This window comes from Thiofilum flexile DSM 14609 (assembly GCF_000380185.1).
Classification (GTDB): Bacteria; Pseudomonadota; Gammaproteobacteria; order Thiotrichales; family Thiotrichaceae; genus Thiofilum; species Thiofilum flexile.
Window position 1 is genome coordinate 73307 of sequence record NZ_KB904758.1, and the last position, 17815, is coordinate 91121.

The following is a 17815-nucleotide window of genomic DNA, read 5'->3' on the forward strand; positions in this document are numbered from 1 at the left end:
CACTGACTACTCGGTTTAATTAACTTTGAGGGCAATAAAACGGGACACACCTTGACGATTAACCAATAATGGCACCATGCGGGGTGGTTTTAGTGCTTGTATTAGACCCCGTAATTCTGCGCGAGAACGAATCTGTTTACCATCCATTAAGGTGATAACATCCCCCTCCTCGACTTTAGCCGAACGCGCAGGCTCACTGAGCACCCTATCTACTAGCACTCCCTCAGTGATTTTAAGTGTTTGTTTAATTTGCTCATCTAGCTCACTTAACTCCATACCTAAAAGACTAGCATTAGATGAAGCATCTGGCTGAGTCGGTGACATTAAATCTTCTACGGGTAACTCTGGCGCAGGTAACTCGCTTAAGGTAAGCGTAATCATTTGGCGTTGCCCCTCGCGCATAATCGTTAAATGAACGGGTGTACCTGCTGCTGTCATACCGACCATAGACGGCAATACCGTAGCATTAGGCACAGCACGTCCATTAAACTCTAAAATCACATCCCCTATCTGAAGCACCCCTTCGGCAGGGCCTCCTGCGGTGACTTGAGCGACGAGTGCGCCGGTAGGCTTGAGTAAATTAAAAGACTCGGCTAACTCTTGATCAACCTCTTGAATATAGACCCCTAGCCACCCGCGTGATACATAACCTTTGGTTTTTAATTGCTCAATCACACCTAGTGCTACTTTAATGGGAATCGCAAAGGATACCCCCATGAACCCACCGGAACGACTATAAATTTGCGAGTTAATGCCAATAACCTGCCCCGCTAAATTAAATAAAGGCCCACCAGAATTACCCGGATTAATGGCAACATCGGTTTGAATAAAGGGGACATAATTATCACTAGGTAAACTACGCCCTAACGCACTCACAATGCCAGAAGTCGCACTATGATCAAACCCAAACGGTGAACCGATGGCTAATACCCACTCTCCCACTTCGAGACGGTCTGAATTGCCCATTTTGACCGTGGGTAGGTTTTTAGCACTAACCTTAAGGAGTGCGACATCCGTACGTAAATCACTGCCAATGAGCTGGGCTTTAAACTCACGCCTATCGCTGAGTCTCACTACAATCTCACTCGCTTTGGCGACTACATGATGATTGGTTACAATATAACCATCTGATGAGAGAATAAATCCCGAACCACGGGGATTAGTGTCAAAGGGAAGTGACTGACCGCGCTCATCAAAAAAACGCCGGTATAACTCATCAAATAACTGATCCGAGGTATCAGGCTCTGTTTGGTCTAGGGCTAATTGGCTGCGCGTTGTAATATTAACCACAGCGGGGCTGGCACGCTTTACTAGCTGAGTGAATTGCGGCAGATTATGCGCCCATACCGAATGAGTGACTAACCATACCCATAAGATTAAGCCAAGCCAATAGTGATACATCAAACTGCTCCCGACTGCCTATTCGTCTCAATGCGTACTTTAGGCTTATTATTATTTTATGCTGTTATTTCAGGTTAGCGCTATGAAAGTGTATCGTTTGAACTTCATTTTGTTTACGTAAGATGACGGGTTGAAAGTGTTCTAAGTACTTAGACCAATTAGCAAAATATTGTGCCAATCTCAGTCCCAGCCCTAAGCCCAAAGTACCCGCCAACAACGCTCCCATATCGCTATTCATATTAAACAGATCAAATATATAAAATCCTAATAAAGCAGCGATTAACAAACTTATCAAAGGCAAAGCATAGGCGAGAACAGAGTAAAATAAGAAAGCCTCACTATTTAAGCCTACAACGACTTGCTCACCTACTTTAGCATAGACCGGATTCATCACTTTAACCGCCTGCTGTTTAGGGCGAAACCAATCCATTAATGACACAGAGGAACAGGCACTTTTCGTACTAGCACAAGACTGACAATCCGCACGCTCATAGGGCATAACCCAAGCATATCGCGACTCATTAGCAACAATCACCGCATTTTGTTCAATCATGATCCGTACCCTAGTATTGTTGTTATTAGCCAGCTATTTAATCGTAGGCAGATGATTATCCTCAATAGGGATAGTAGAACGGCTGTTACGACTTAGGTAGGTATTTAAGTCCTTTTAGAATAATTTCTAAGGTCGACTCTGGTACTTCCCCCATTAAGGTGATCATATAGTCGCCAACTTCACTGGTCAATATATTCATAGCGCCTGACGTATAGCGCGAGGGTGTAACCAGATCCTCCCCCTGCCCTTTAGCATCTACAAAAATGGAAACCGAAGTCATGCCATCAGAAACAATGATTTGTGTGTGTGTAGTAGATTGTTGAATTTCTGCGATTTTCTCAAAACCTAAGGGGAGTTTAGTAAATCCCCAATTATTCGTCTTAATATTGGTTTCGGCAGGAGTAGTCTCAGTCGAGGCGGAAGCAGAAGGAACGGCGGCTAAAACCATGGAATCTGTCATCTTTGCTGCTGAGGTAGCCGCTGCACTAGACTCCGCTTCAGCTTCGTCAGTATCCAGCTTTATTTCAGTAAACATCAATTGCTCTACGACTTCTTTACTGCGATCTATCAGCGAATATTTCAATAACATTCCCGTTTGAGGATCGATGCAATAGCGATGCAAATAACGCATAGCATCTTTAGGGCGGGCGACAACGACTTGGCACTCAATATTAGCAACCCACTCTTTAGCACCTAAATCAAAAGAATAAGCCTTTTGGGTTTGAGGTTGGAGTTTATTATAGGTAGATAAAGAAAAGCTTTTAGTCTCTACGGGGGAATCTTTAGAGTCGCGCCCCGTTTTAGGGTCAAGGTAAACTACGCTTTCTTCGCCCCCTTGTGAGGAGTGCGTCACTCTAAAGGTAGAGAGGTTATTATCTTGTTGATAAACTAATTTGCCTTGATAATTTAATTGCCGTGCTGAGGACTGCATTAATTCTAATAATTCTAAAGCTGAATCTGCTGCTAATAACGGCGCAGTACTCACACCCAGACATAGTCCTAGCGTGGCTAACAAGGATACTCTATTCACACTATTACTCATTGGTTATACGACACGGCTCGCACGGTAGGCACCACACTGGTGGTCGAAGCATACCGAATATGATCCTCAATATAAGATCTTAATAAGGCTTGTGTTTTTGGGTCAAGCCGGCTAATAGGGCGTGCTGTTTTAACAGGCGGGGTAGGCGTTGTAGCGTTAAAAGCAACGGGTTGAATCACGGGTGGATTAGTCGCTAGATTCGCAGTAGGAGCCTCCTCGACGCGGTTTAAGACAAAACCTGCTGCTATTACAGCCCCTATACTCGCAGCGGCACCATACTGCATCACCACACGCCAGAGAGGAGTAGCCACCTTAGGTGGGGGTAACTCTGCAACCACTGGGGCTTTTACTATGACGGGTGTTGCAACCTCATCTTCCTCTAGTGCTGCATGAATGCCGGCTAAAAAATCGCGCTTTTTATTCAGGACAGTAGGATTATTACGTAATACCTCTCCTGCTAAGGCATAACGCTGCCAAACGCCGACTAAAGCCTCATCTTGTTTTAATTCATCTAGCAGGCGACGGCGCTCGAAATCACCTGCTTCATCATCCCATAAAGCTGATAATAATTCCTGTTTAGTCACATTCATTTGTATTTCACCTAGTTTTTATCACCACTAACACTAGTCAATCTTCTAGTAGTGGTTTAAGTACTTTATCAATCGCTTCTCGAGCACGGAAAATCCGCGAACGCACGGTACCGATAGGGCAATCCATGACTACGGCAATTTCATCATAGCTCATACCCTCAATCTCTCGTAGCATGATGGCCATCTTCAAATCTTCAGGTAAAGTATCAATAGCGGTACTAACGGCCAGCTCAATTTCCTCGCGTAATAACTCATGTTCGGGCGTCCCATATTCCTTTAGAGCAGACTCACCCTCATATTGTTCCGCTTCATCGGCATCAATATCGACACTCGGTGTGCGCCGCCCCTCTGATACTAAATAATTTTTGGCTGTATTTATAGCAATCCGATACAACCAAGTATAAAAGGCACTCTCACCGCGAAAATTTTTCAACCCTCGATACGCTTTAATAAAGGCCTCTTGTGCCACGTCGAAAGCCAGATCATCATCCCGCACATAACGATGGATTAGACTAACGACCCGATGTTGGTATTTCAAAACCAATAGATCAAATGACTTTTTATCACCCGCCTGAACCCTCATGACAAGTTCTAGGTCGGTTTGGCTTTGCTCCATCCGGACGCTGCTCCTTAATTATATTTCTACCCGCACAATCAACGTGCTTATTTATTAGTGCTATATGCTAACCTGTCGTCACTAAGAATAGAATATAACCCACCACCCAGTTGAGGCATAAAATATATGTATGATGTACTAATCATCGGCAGTGGCGCTGCTGGCTTAACCTTAGCATTAGGTTTACCTCAAACGCTCCATATTGCCATACTCAGTAAGGAAAACGCTCAAGAAGGTAGTACCCTTTATGCCCAAGGGGGTATTTCGGGCGTTATGGATGAGGAAGACAGCTTTGCCGCTCATATTGCTGATACCTTAGATGCGGGCGCTGGGTTATGTGATCCCGATGCAGTGCGCTTTATTGTGGAAAACAGCCGCAAAGCCGTGCAATGGTTAGTCGATATTGGCGTACCTTTTACCCGTCAAAGTAATCAATCGAATTCCCCCTTACACCTCACACGCGAGGGTGGGCATAGCCATAGACGGGTAGCACATGCTGCGGATGCTAGTGGTGCAGCGATTGAAACCACCTTATTAGGTCTAGTCAGACAACGCGCTAATATCGACTTGCTAGAGCACCATATTGCGATTGACCTGATTACCACGCGTAAATTAGGCAAGCGTATTAATCGCTGTGTAGGGGCTTATGTTCTGGACAGAAAGCACGATGTGATTAAATCGATTGGCGCACAAGTAACTATTTTAGCCGCCGGTGGGGCTAGCAAAGTTTATCTATACACCAGTAATCCTGATGGAGCCAGTGGCGATGGGATTGCTATGGCGTGGCGAGCCGGGTGTCGGGTGGCTAATATGGAATTTATGCAGTTTCATCCCACTTGCCTCTATCATCCTAAGGCCAAATCACAGCTCATATCAGAAGCCGTACGCGGCGAGGGTGGATTATTATTGCTACCCGATGGTACACGCTTTATGTCCAATTTTGACCCTAGAGCTGAACTAGCTCCTCGCGATATTGTAGCGCGGGCGATTGATCATGAAATCAAACGCTTAGGTATTAATAGTGTCTTTTTGGATATTAGCCATAAACCGCGTGATTTTATTATTCAGCACTTCCCTAACCTATACGAAACATGTTTAAGCTTTGGCTATGACATGACTAAAGAACCCATTCCGGTCGTACCCGCAGCACACTACACCTGTGGAGGGGTGATGACCGATCTAACCGGACGTACTGACCTACCCCAGCTCTATTGTATTGGTGAGAGTGCTTATACCGGCTTACACGGGGCAAACCGTTTGGCGAGTAACTCCTTATTAGAGTGCATTGTACTAGGACAAGCCGCCAGCCAAGATATTACTAAACAACTCCATAATAAAGTTTTCCCCACTATCCCTCCCCTCCCTGCGTGGGATGATAGTCGGGTGACGGACTCGGATGAGAATATTGTGATTCATCACAATTGGGACGAGGTCAGGCGTTTTATGTGGGATTATGTTGGGATAGTCCGTTCCAATAAGCGCCTACAACGCGCCCAGCATCGCGCTAATTTATTGCTGAGCGAAATCAATGAATACTATGCTCATTTTTCCCTGACCAGTGACTTAGTCGAGTTACGCAATCTAACCTTAGTCGCCTCCTTGATTATTCGCTCTGCTTTAATGCGCCATGAAAGTCGCGGTCTACACTATACCCTTGACTACCCAGAACGAAATCCTCAATTTGATGGACTACCCACCATCTTAGATCCGCTGAGCGCCTACTATTGGCATTAGAATTGCTGTATTATGTCGCCCCCTGCACTGATATAAGTATATAGGCTTAAGGTATGAATCTGAGCACCCTCACAGCAATATCCCCCATCGACGGTCGCTATGCAGATAAAACGGCTGCTTTGCGCCCATGGTTCAGTGAATATGGACTGATCTATCATCGGGTTGTAGTAGAAATTCGCTGGCTACAAGCGTTAGCTAGTTGTGCGGATATTCCTGAAGTTCCCGCTTTTAGTGAGGAAGCTCAGCAATTTTTACAGCATCTTATTAATAACTTTAGTATTGAAGATGCCGAGCGTATTAAAACCATTGAGCGCACCACCAATCACGATGTGAAGGCGGTAGAGTACTTTTTAAAAGAAAAAATAGCCTCACAACCGGAACTCGCTAAAGTGAGTGAATTCATTCACTTTGCTTGTACCTCCGAGGATATTAATAATCTAGCTCATGCTTTAATGCTTAAAGGTGGGATTGAGCAAGTCATAAAGCCTGCCTTACAAGCGATTATCACTAAACTCACCACCCAAGCCCATGAGTATGCAGCGATCCCACTGCTCTCTAGAACCCATGGGCAACCGGCATCCCCTACTACGCTAGGTAAAGAGTTTGCTAATGTGGTGTATCGTTTGCAGCGCCAGCTCCAGCAATTAAATCAGATAGAGTATCTAGGTAAAATCAATGGTGCGGTCGGTAACTACAATGCCCATTTAAGTGCCTACCCTGCTATTGATTGGACCGCCTTTGCTAACAGTTTTGTAACTAGTCTTGGACTCAGTTGGAACCCCTATACCACTCAGATTGAGCCTCATGATTATATTGCCGAGTTATTTGATAACTTAGTACGTATCAATATTATTTTAATTGATTTTAGCCGCGATATTTGGGGTTATATTGCCTTAGGTCACTTTAAACAAAAAGTAGTGGCTGGCGAAGTAGGCTCCTCAACTATGCCTCATAAAGTCAATCCTATTGATTTTGAAAATGCCGAGGGTAATTGGGGTATTGCCAATGCACTAATGACTCATTTAGCCCAAAAATTACCCATTTCACGTTGGCAGCGTGATCTGACCGACTCCACCGTATTACGCACCTTAGGTGTGGGTTTAGGGCATAGCTTGATTGCTTATCACTCCCTCCAAAAAGGTTTAAATAAACTAGAGGTCAATACCGCCCATCTTAGCACTGAGTTAGACCAAAACTGGGAAGTATTAGCTGAGCCAATTCAAACAGTTATGCGCCGCTATGGGATCGAGCAGCCTTATGAAAAACTGAAAGCACTGACTCGTGGTCAAAAGATCACACCCGCGCTACTCAGCACCTTTATTGAAGGCTTAGATTTACCTCCTTCTGCAAAGCAAGACCTCTTAGCCCTCACGCCTCAGTTCTATTTAGGCAATGCTATACAACAAGCACAACAGATTTGAATACCCCTCATTAGATAAGCTTTAATACCCCTATTAAAGCTTATTCATTATGTTTTTATTAAAGGCTGCTAATTTTTAGACCATATAGTTTATTAATAATAATTGACTATTTAGTTAATAGGTTTATCATACCTAATAGGGGTATTTACTTTATGGGCTGTTTGTCCTCTTTACACTTAAGCTGTCCAATATGGATGGATTAAACGCACTAAAACCACTTATTTTCATAAATAATATTAATTAATATAATACAAGATTTATGCATATAAATGGAAGTGTAAAATATATAATGAAATCATACTATTAGCGCAATTAATATTCTATTTTAGTTTTTTTATAGCCTGTAACAACATCCCGCTAACTAGAGCTGTGTTTGGGTTATTTCAGCCATAAAATTAAAGTTATAAAAAAAATATATAGGTTTTAATAAACCATATTAATCAATACTTGATTGGGAGTATTAATGTTAAATTAAGGTAAATTTATTTACCATGCACACCTTTACAATAGTTTTTTTGATACTCCCCTAATTTAACTTTTGAACTTTAAAATTGGGGGGTATGGGCTGAGCGCCATTTAAAATCTTGCTGACAGGGGAATGTTATGACGCATAATGTAATTATTCGCTCCATAAGTGTGCTGCTATTTGGGTGTGTCATGTGGCATACCGCACAGGCTATTGATGCAGGAGCTGAAAAAATTGATTTGAAGCGAGGTCCCAGTGGGGCTGCACTGACGAAAGGAGATGTAGTGATGGAAATCAAACGACAGAATCTAGGCCGTATCTTATCCATTAGTAAAGACAAAAAAGGTGGAGAAGATTGTCATGTGGTCAAACTACTCACACCGATTAGTGAGTTTAAGACCATCCATGTGACCTGCCAGTTTTAAATTTAAAAACTGAGTTTTGCATTCATAAGCTCATCAAATCTAGAGCTTTAATAGCTTACCTAGGTACAATGTTCAATACTATCGGGGGTGCTATGCTAGTTGCTCCCTTTTTTATCACTTCCAATCAAAAATTATTCATTTTGCTTATCTAAGGCATCAATAAGAATTATTAATATAATCATCAAGTTGCTTTAAGTGAGGAAAAGCGGTAATAGCTACAAATCATGCTTGATAGTTTTTTATTCTGAATCAAGCGTGTATGATTAAGCTAAATGCAGGTCTTTCAAGGGGTGAAGACTGTGTTTAAGCGAACTATGCCAAAAATAAATTTTTTATTAGTAATAAAGATATAAAGCTATGCGCGTACTTGTTGTTGAAGATATTGCCCTCTTACGGGAAAAAATTGTAGAAGATCTAAAACGGGCTGGGTTCACAGTGGATTCCGCTGCGGACGGTGCTCAAGGTCTTTATATCGCCACTGAATATCCGATTGATATTGCTATTGTAGATCTAGGTCTGCCGCATGTATCGGGGATTGATATTATTCGCAGTGTACGAGCCAAAGGGTTAGATTATCCTATTGTGGCACTCACGGTGCGGGAGCGCTGGGAATCTAAAGTGGAAGTGTTAGAGGCCGGTGCGGATGATTATCTAGTCAAGCCAGTTCACGCTGAAGAACTCTCGGCGCGATTAAAAGCACTACTACGACGCAAAACAGGCTGGACTCAAGCGGAGCTATGTTGCCCACCGATTCGTCTGAATACCTCCGAGCAACGGGTGTATATTGACGAGCGTGAGATTATTTTAACCGCTTACGAATATCGCGTATTAGAATATCTAATACTGCATGCAGGCGAAGTGGTCTCGAAAACACGTCTCACCGATAGCCTATATGAAGAAGATACCGACCGTGATAGTAATGTGATTGAGGTATTTATTCGTCGCTTGCGCCTGAAATTAGATCCTGATGAAGTCATTAAACCGATTGAAACCTTAAGAGGTCGTGGTTATCGCTTTACGCTAGAGAGGACTAATCCCTAATCATGAGCAGTTCACTGCGTAGCCGCCAGCTAGTCAGTGGTTTTAGTATTATCGTGGTAGGCATCTTAGTACTAGGGGTATTATTACACCTCAGTCTTTATGAGCGCAAAAAGGAAGAGTCCGGTCAAGCCTTACAAAGTACCGCCCTCACCCTTTTAGGCTACTTAGAGTTCGATCATGGTTACTTTAAAATCACTGATAATCTAGCGGAGGAAGCGGCTAATTTTATTAGCAATGGGCGCTTAGATACCTCTGGAGAGCGCGAACGTTTTGCCTATATTTATGACTTAACCACTCAACAAGTGGTGTGGACTTCTCATGATCGCAATAATATCAGTGATAGTATTAGAGCGGTGGTAGCCTACTTTGACTTTGACAAGATTCGTGAGGATGAGGAGTTGAAGAATGCCAAGCCCAAATCGATTGTGCGGATTCTTCAGCCTGTTAACAAACCGAATGCGAATGGCACACCTAGTAATTGGGATAATAGCAATCTAGCTACTGAGTACCAAGTCGCACTACAGCGCTTTACCTATAGCTATGGCGATTATATTTTCGTGGTGGCTCAGTCGCTAGAAGCGGTCAATAAAGAAATGAGCGATCTACGGGTACGCTTTGCCGTCTTGTTTTTTGTATCGGTGGTGCTGATTTTAATTGCCCAACTCGCTTCTAGTTTTTGGGTGGTATCGCCTATTAAAGAATTTGAAGAAGAAGTCCATTCCATTCAATTAGGTGAACAAGAGCTAATCACCGATGATTATCCCGAAGAGCTAACACCTATTAAAAATACCATTAATGCCTTGATTAGCCATGAGTCTGGACAAAAGCAACGTTATAAGGACTCCTTAGACGATTTAGCCCATAGTCTTAAAACACCTTTAGCGGCAATCCGCTCCCAAATTGAAGTAGGTAATCAAATGCCGGAGCGTCAACAGGAAGTATTGACGGACATCATAGGGCAAGTCGATTACATGCAGGAGATTATTTCCCGTCAACTGCGTAAGGCGATGGTCACCAGTCACAGTGCTATTATTATTTCTCAGCCCATCCGTCCGATACTCTTGCGCCTTGCCGAAACCATGAAAAAGGTCTATCGGGATAAGACACTTGAAATCCGTATTCTGGTGGATGACTATGCTAAATGCCGTCTCGATGCAGAAGACCTGATGGAGTTAATGGGTAATCTAATCAGTAATGCCTGTCGTTTTTGCGATCAACTCGTAGAGGTCTCAGCTCATATCCGTGAAGGTATGCTAATTGTGGATATTGATGATGATGGCATGGGCTTTCCGAGCGAAAACCCCTCCAAACTATTACAACGTGGCATTCGTGAAGACAGTAAAAGCGAAGGACAAGGGATAGGACTTGCCGTAAGCACTGAAATCATCGCTGCAGTAGGAGGAAGGATTGAGCTACTCGTTTCCCCTCAGGTCGGGGCACGAGTACGCCTTCACCTCCCTATCTAATGTTACTCCTCTCGGATGATAAAGCGCTCAGCACCTGCACCAATACCTAAACGTTCGGGATAATTCATATCGGTTACCATACTTGGGGGCTGTCTAAACGCCCCCTGAGATACGATCCGAGCTAAATAAAACAAATGATGGGGTGATTTCTTATTGACTGGCAGCACTGCCCAATAACGGTCATTAGCTAATTGCTCTGTTAATAAGGGGCTAGTTTCTAGTAATTCACTAATGGGTTTACTCATTCCGTCTAAAATTAAAGTACCTAGCTCAGGTAAATGACGGAGCGAGCGTCGATCCAGCACCCACCCGCCGGGCAATAAATCCATTACTAAAGCTTGCGCTACATCTTCATTCGCACTGACTTGTAAATGCACTATGATTAAATCACCGACTCGCAAAGAGTTTAAAGATTTGGTATTCCCTTGCGAATCAAATAGGGCACGCTGAATCTGGAAGAAATCCTTTTTCTCAGCCAAAGGCGGCTGTGGATATCCTTGCACCTCTAAGGTGGCATGCACAGTGGAGTTAGGATCGGCTTTTACCGCCACTCCCGCATTGAGTTCTCGCTCAGAAATATCCAAACGATAAGCGCCTTTTTGATTAACACTCAGTGCTCTGGATTGCAGCAAAAGCTGAGCACCCCAAGTGGGGAAAGATTGCGTTATATTAAGCTGCAGACCCAATTGGAAAAAAGCCCATTGCTCTTGGGTCGTATAGTAATTGCGCATATAAATCTGGCGATTTAACTCTTTCAATCGCCCCTCTAAATCAGGAATGTCATGCCTATAATGCAATAATAAGGCTAATAACCAAGCCTGATCACGAATAGGACTGCCATAATCACCTAATTGCAAAGTCTCATCGCGTTTAAAGGCCAGCGCCCGTTCAAAAGCCTCACGGCTACGTTTAGAATCTGTGCGTTGATAGAGCGCTAATCCCATTTGTACTAAGGGCAAGCCTGATAAAGCTTTTTTACTATCCTGATCATACCACGTTCTTAAATTTCCTAAGCTCACTCGGTTAACTCTCGATAATACATAAGAGCCATAGGCTTTAATCGCAAAAGCTAAATGATCAGGATTATCGATACCTTTATTCTCTATATTTACTACCCCTAAAGATAAAAGTGCTTCTAGATAATCCAATACCCCATTTAATAAATAGTGTGGGACAGCAAATCCTTGCTCACGCGCATCCAAGAGAAAATCAGCCGCATAAGCACTTAACCAAGGATCCGCTTGCATTTTACCACTCCAAGCCGCAAAACCGCCGTTAGCGAGTTGTAAACTACTCAGTTGCACTAGTGCATTACGAACACTAATTTCTCGACTGGTTAAGGATAACGGTACTAAGCCTAGATTAGTGGCCCACGCTGGACTTAAAAATAGATAGGGGTAGTTTTTACTTATAATCGACTCTAGTGATATATAGGGATACGCTAATAAATCATCTAATGCTGCCCGCACACTCAGCTCAGGGATACTACTTAATGTCAGTCTGGCTCGTAAAGAATCGGTCTGTAAATTTTGAATAATCGTTTTATCCAACGTTACTGCACTATCTTCACTACTAATCGTATATAAGCGCGAACGCTGTAAACGTGGATAGGCTGCCCGTACTAATATATTTAGCTTACGATGTATAGTAAAACCCTTACCCTCTAATACTAGCTCAATCATGCCCTGTCCAAAACGTCGACTCGCTTTTATGGGCAAGTTAATAGACTTAGTAATTCCTTTTTCTAATATATACTCATGATTAGTGGAGGTCGCTAAATGTAAAAACTCATTGGCCTCTATACGTAAGTTAACCGTTTGGCTTTGCTCAGACTTATTCTCTAAAGTCACACTGAGTTTAGTATTATCTTCTGCCGCTAAAAAGCGGGGAGCCATGGAGGTCATTTCAACGGGGGCTTGTACCGTGAGAGGCTGGCTGACGGCTCCTAATTGTTGTTCACCTAAGGCGACTGCCATTAATGTTAAAGTACCCGACTCACTAGGCATGGTTAATTTAATATTTGCCTCACCTTGTGCATTAAAATTTACTAGGCTACTCATTAACGGCTGAATAGTAGGCTGATTAAAACGCTGCTGCGGTTTTACTATCACAGGCGACTGATTAGATAATGGAGGGGTAAAAAACTTACTAATATCACTACTTAGGATTTTAGCATAGCTATCATATTGCTCTACCCCATAACGCTTAGCAGAGAAATAATAATTTGCCGGATTTATCTCAGAACTATTAACCGCACTCATTAACTGACTATTTATAGCAGACAGAAATACCAAGGCACTGCTATCTTTCAAGTTTTCGGCCTTAACGGTAAAGGTTACTGCTTGCTCAGGTAGAATCTTATTAGGTGCTGCAATCGTTAGTTTTAATTCCCGCTCTGAACGATCTAAGGGTAAATGAATAATACCCAACGCTCTATTAGGAGGAGTACCTTGTGCTTTATCCGCTGGAATTAATAATAAAGTATTAATATAAAGATCATGACGACGCCAATTACTATGTATCGGGATATTAAAGGTTGCACCTTGAGCGGGTATATGTACTTGCTTAAACCATAATAACTCATCACCTTCAACAGTAAGAATAGCCTCACCGGCTGATGGCGGAATAATATGAACTCTAGCAACCTCACCTACCCTATAACTAGGCTTATCCAAACTCATTTTAACATCATAAGGTTGTACAGCAGCATTAACATTTTGCCAACGCCAATCCGCCACAAAACGATAAGCGGCCTTAAGCCTAGTAATGGAGTCTTCAACCTCTAACCAATACTCTCCCGAACCTACTTTAAACTCTACCGTCGTTACCTCGTTCTCTGCTAGAGAAACGGTCTGTTGCCGTATAGGAATGAGCTGTTCATTAGCCGTTTTTTTCCAACCCATTTCGGGAGTATAACTCCAAGAATAATGCTGCTCTGATTTTAATAACGTTACTGCTACCTTTTGAGCTGAGACTTGCTTACCTTTTTTATCCCATTTAGCTAATTCAAAACGTACTGTTGTATTCGCTTCTAATGCATTTTCTTTAAATAAGGGTTTAATCCCTATTAGAGCAGTAGCAGGCCAATAAGATTGCTGTAAGTGTTGCTCTACCTTATAGCCTGTTGGTTCGGAAAGCTGAGCGGTAAAATTAAATTGTAATGGGGTATTGAGCTGGACTTGACTCATATCCACCTCCCAAAACCCACCACCTGTTCGGTTTAAGGTTAGATTTGATTCTGCTTGAGCAGGTAAATGCTTGCTATCGCGAGGATCACCAAAGTAAAAATCCGTATTAAAAGGTTGTCGATTTAACTGGGTTGTTTGTAATAGCTTAACAGGATAACCACTCGCTAAACGATTCTTAAAGGTTTCACCTTGCAAGGCTAAAATAATTTTTTTACTATTACTAGCCTCTTGTGTAGAACCACTTAATTGGAGCTTTAACCACTCCGGCGTATAATATTCTACCGAAAAATTAAAGCGATTAAGTGGTTCGGGATCCGTTTCTTTTAAACGTACCTCTATCGACCATATACCAGTTGGTGCATCACTAGGTAATTCAAAGCTATCTTTAAATAAACCTAAATTATCTTCTTGAGCGTTTAGCTTTTGTTCGTAAATGACTTTCTGATCGGGGCGTTTTAATTTAAGGTATGCCTCCTGAGCATTTATCGGTAAACCATCCCGATCTCGCACTAAAAACATCAGCTCAACTATATCTTTAGGGCGAAATAAACGATGGCTACTATAGAAGAATATATCGACTGCCTGATCATATCTGCCCATTGTGACATTTTTAGGTAATTGTAGAGCTGGATCTCTTAAATCAATAAAAGCCAAATCATTTTCACGTATTGCTGTAACTAAAAAGGCACCTTCAGGAGGATTATCAAAATGGGCGCGTCCGGTCGCATCGGTGCGCTGGGATAGCACTTGTTTATCCGCACCATAGAGTTGTACAGTTAAATCTTTAACTATTTGCCCCGTTGTTAGCGTATGGGCAAAAACCTCTATTTGCTGAGCATAACGTCTTACATGTAAAGCTAAATCAGATACTAGAAAATAGGTCACTCGATAGGCTTGCTCATCAAAAGTACCGGGCTGGCGCATTACTACAAAATAGACCCCTTGAGCCTGTAAAGTATTAATATTTTCTACGGGAATAATATTTTCCGTGACCATATTTGGCTGGGAATGCGTGAGAAAACGCATACTATGGACACTACGGGTAAACTGTCGAATAGCACTTAGGTCATGAACATTAAAACCTTCATCTAAATTTAATTGCTCTAATACAGAGGGTAAATGTTGCGGCGTAACTTGTAGAAACTCTAAATCTAGCTCTGGTACATTAATGCTACGAATAGATAAACCGGCTGTTAAGCGAGTCGGTAAAATGCTTGCCCGCATACTAAAATCAAACTGAGGTTCTAGTACTTTCGTTTGGATACTAATATCAATCGGTAAACGTTGTACTAAGTGATTATCTGCAGATTTTAAACCCGGACGAATCTGTACGCGATAGTTGGTATTAGGATTAATATTATCAAAATATAAACGTCGAGGATCACGGTCTATATGCCACGTCCCTTTTACCTGCACACCATTGGAGGTGGTGGTAATAAAATCAGTATGCTCTTGATATTCGTATAAAGGCTGTGAGTATGTTAATACTAACACGGGTTTATCATTAATGGTTTGTTCGGTAAGATCCATTAAAACCAGTTCAGTTAAAACCGTATGATTATCAAGGGGTGTTTTTGGCTCTGCATAATTAGGGGTGGCTATTAACCATAAGCCGAGTATTAGTATTATGGATAATATTTTTCTGCTACTCATGCACACAACCAGCCTGATTTCTTATGATTCAAGGAGGCTATTATAAAGCAGTCATGCAGAAGTTGAAAATTATATGAATGACGAGAAGGTGTGGCGTCCCTACGGGGATTCGAACCCCGGTACTCGCCGTGAAAGGGCGATATCCTAGGCCACTAGATGATAGGGACTTAACGAATTGTAACAAACACTAAAATGGCGTCCCTACGGGGATTCGAACCCCGGTACTCGCCGTGAAAGGGCGATATCCTAGGCCACTAGATGATAGGGACACTGCTTTACTATTTATTTCCTTCACGTGGCGCAAACAATACTATCGTTGCTAAACCTGCAAATGTTATTACAAACCCTGCTGGAATCACCATAAATAGTAAAGTTGCTAATTGATCATAGTTCATAAACATAGCACTGAACCCGCCGATAAAACTAAGCACAGTGATAATTAGACCTAAAACCAATCCAATCTTACCCGCCAGAACCATAATAACCTCGTTCTGAGATAAGTTGGTGGAGCTAAGCGGGATCGAACCGCTGACCTCTACAATGCCATTGTAGCGCTCTCCCAGCTGAGCTATAGCCCCACATAAAGGAAGCGCGTATTCTTCCTTAATCGGTCATTCATGTCAAGCACTAGATGCACTATTTTTTACAAACTCAATAAAAATATTAATGCGTTGCAATACAGTGTCCTTGCTTAACAGCTTCAGAGTCACATCTAGCGCGGGTGAGGAGGTTCCTCCGGTCGTTGCCAGTCGTAAAGCCGGCCCTACTTTGCCTAATTTGACTTGTAACTGCTCACAGCTCGCTGTAATAGCCTCATGAATAGCGGCCTCATCCCAAACCTGTAAAGCACCTAAGTGTTCAGCGACCACTTGCAAATAATGCGGTGTCTCAGCAGAGACTTGTTTTTTCATAGCCGCTGCATCGTAACTGTTCACTGGCTCATAGAAATAACGACTCGCTGCCACTAATTCCACTAAGGTTTTAGCTCGCTCCCGTTGTGCCTCTATTACATCTACTAGTGCAGGGCCTCGACTCGTGTCTAAATTTTGTTGGGTTAAATGCCATTGCAACTCAGCAGCAATCCGCTCAGCGGGTAAGGTCTTAATATAATGCTGATTCAGCCACAATAATTTATCGGGACTAAAACTAGAGGGTGCGCGATTAATATTTTCAATTTCAAAGAGCTGAATCAGCTCATCGCGGGAGAAAACTTCCTGATCGCCATGTGACCAGCCTAAACGCACCAAATAATTCAATAAGGCTTCGGGTAAATAGCCCTCATCTCGATATTGCATTACCCCTACCGCCCCATGCCGCTTCGATAAGCGTTGCCCATCATTACCTAAAATCATCGGTACATGAGCAAATTTAGGTAAGGCCGCACCTAAAGCACGCATAATATTAATTTGGCGCGGGGTATTATTAATATGATCATCACCACGAATCACATGGGTGACATTCATATCAATATCATCCACCACCACACATAGATTATAAGTAGGCACGCCATCAGAACGCGCAATAATCAGGTCATCTAGCTCGGCATTGGCAATGGTAATTTTGCCCCGCACTAAATCCTCAAACTCCACCACCCCATCCAGCGGATTTTTAAACCGAATCACGGGCTGCACACCTGCAGGAGGGGTAGCAGTAGAATCGCGCCAACGCCCGTCATAACGCGGTTTTTCTTTGCGCACCATTTGTGCTTCACGCAGGGCATCTAGTTCTTCTTTGGAGCAATAACAACGATAGGCTTGACCATTATCCAATAATTGTTGGATAACCTCGCGGTAACGATCAAAACGCTGAGTTTGATAGAAAGGCCCCTCGTCATAAGCCAAATCCAACCAATCCATTGCTTCTAAAATGGCATCAATAGAGGCTTGGGTAGAGCGTTCTAAATCAGTATCTTCAATCCGTAAAATAAAATCCCCGCCCGTTTTACGTGCATACAACCATGAGAATAATGCGGTACGAGCACCCCCGATGTGTAATAAACCAGTGGGGCTTGGTGCAAAGCGGGTTCTGACTTTCATGCAAACAAATCCTGAGTTACCAATAGGTGACACAGATTACCAGTTAAACCCAAAAACGACTAGTTAGACACCTAAAGCATATAACCTAGTCGTTCAAAATAGGTGTTATCAATCGATAAAATAGGTAAGAGTAGCCAAAATATTCAGCAATAATTCATGCCTAACTGGCTATTCTGTGATCAG

General features: G+C 42.7%; 13 protein-coding genes and 3 tRNA genes. 5 read left to right on the top strand and 11 right to left on the bottom strand.

What is annotated here, in order from left to right; all coding sequences use genetic code 11:
• Positions 1-15: 15 nt before the first annotated feature.
• From A3IK_RS0106865 to rpoE, 5 genes are all read right to left on the bottom strand, one after another.
• Positions 16-1401, bottom strand: a complete 1386-nt coding sequence (locus tag A3IK_RS0106865; RefSeq protein WP_020559239.1) for a DegQ family serine endoprotease — start codon at positions 1399-1401, stop codon at positions 16-18.
• Between the two features lie 64 nt (positions 1402-1465).
• Positions 1466-1954, bottom strand: a complete 489-nt coding sequence (locus A3IK_RS0106870; protein WP_020559240.1) for a SoxR reducing system RseC family protein — start codon at positions 1952-1954, stop codon at positions 1466-1468.
• Between the two features lie 85 nt (positions 1955-2039).
• Positions 2040-2984: a MucB/RseB C-terminal domain-containing protein gene (locus tag A3IK_RS0106875; RefSeq protein WP_162596623.1), complete on the bottom strand. Its 945-nt coding sequence runs from the start codon at positions 2982-2984 to the stop codon at positions 2040-2042.
• A gap of 8 nt (positions 2985-2992) precedes the next feature.
• On the bottom strand, positions 2993-3586 hold the full coding sequence (locus A3IK_RS20260) for a sigma-E factor negative regulatory protein (protein WP_020559242.1): 594 nt from the start codon (positions 3584-3586) through the stop codon (positions 2993-2995).
• 37 nt (positions 3587-3623) lie between these two features.
• Positions 3624-4202 (bottom strand): RNA polymerase sigma factor RpoE, encoded by a 579-nt coding sequence (gene rpoE / locus A3IK_RS0106885; RefSeq protein WP_020559243.1) that lies wholly within the window; start codon positions 4200-4202, stop codon positions 3624-3626.
• 126 nt (positions 4203-4328) lie between these two features.
• Between rpoE and nadB the strand changes: the two genes are divergently transcribed.
• The 5 genes from nadB to A3IK_RS0106910 all read left to right on the top strand — a co-directional run bounded on the left by nadB (position 4329) and on the right by A3IK_RS0106910 (position 10755).
• Positions 4329-5936, top strand: a complete 1608-nt coding sequence (gene nadB / locus A3IK_RS0106890; RefSeq protein ID WP_020559244.1) for an L-aspartate oxidase — start codon at positions 4329-4331, stop codon at positions 5934-5936.
• Positions 5937-5989: 53 nt separating this feature from the next.
• Positions 5990-7357 carry an adenylosuccinate lyase gene (gene purB, locus A3IK_RS0106895; RefSeq protein ID WP_020559245.1) on the top strand — a complete coding sequence of 456 codons (1368 nt, stop codon included), beginning with the start codon at positions 5990-5992 and terminating at the stop codon, positions 7355-7357.
• A 603-nt stretch (positions 7358-7960) separates the two neighbouring features.
• Complete coding sequence (locus tag A3IK_RS0106900) at positions 7961-8248, top strand: hypothetical protein (RefSeq protein WP_020559246.1); 288 nt, start codon at positions 7961-7963, stop codon at positions 8246-8248.
• Between the two features lie 357 nt (positions 8249-8605).
• Positions 8606-9289 (top strand): response regulator transcription factor, encoded by a 684-nt coding sequence (locus tag A3IK_RS0106905; RefSeq protein WP_020559247.1) that lies wholly within the window; start codon positions 8606-8608, stop codon positions 9287-9289.
• Positions 9290-9291: 2 nt separating this feature from the next.
• Positions 9292-10755, top strand: coding sequence for an ATP-binding protein (locus A3IK_RS0106910; RefSeq protein WP_020559248.1), 1464 nt, complete (start codon positions 9292-9294; stop codon positions 10753-10755).
• A 2-nt stretch (positions 10756-10757) separates the two neighbouring features.
• On the opposite strand, the gene A3IK_RS0106915 is transcribed toward A3IK_RS0106910, so the two are convergent.
• The 6 genes from A3IK_RS0106915 to gltX form a co-directional block, all read right to left on the bottom strand.
• The gene (locus tag A3IK_RS0106915) at positions 10758-15596 is read right to left on the bottom strand and encodes an alpha-2-macroglobulin family protein (protein ID WP_020559249.1); all 4839 of its coding nucleotides are present in this window, start codon (positions 15594-15596) and stop codon (positions 10758-10760) included.
• 91 nt (positions 15597-15687) lie between these two features.
• Positions 15688-15763: transfer RNA gene (locus A3IK_RS0106920), tRNA-Glu, on the bottom strand.
• Between the two features lie 26 nt (positions 15764-15789).
• Positions 15790-15865, bottom strand: a tRNA-Glu gene (locus A3IK_RS0106925).
• Positions 15866-15874: 9 nt separating this feature from the next.
• Complete coding sequence (locus tag A3IK_RS0106930; protein ID WP_020559250.1) at positions 15875-16075, bottom strand: hypothetical protein; 201 nt, start codon at positions 16073-16075, stop codon at positions 15875-15877.
• A gap of 23 nt (positions 16076-16098) precedes the next feature.
• A tRNA-Ala gene (locus A3IK_RS0106935) sits at positions 16099-16174 on the bottom strand.
• A 42-nt stretch (positions 16175-16216) separates the two neighbouring features.
• Positions 16217-17632 (bottom strand): glutamate--tRNA ligase, encoded by a 1416-nt coding sequence (gene gltX, locus A3IK_RS0106940; RefSeq protein ID WP_020559251.1) that lies wholly within the window; start codon positions 17630-17632, stop codon positions 16217-16219.
• Positions 17633-17815: the final 183 nt, after the last annotated feature.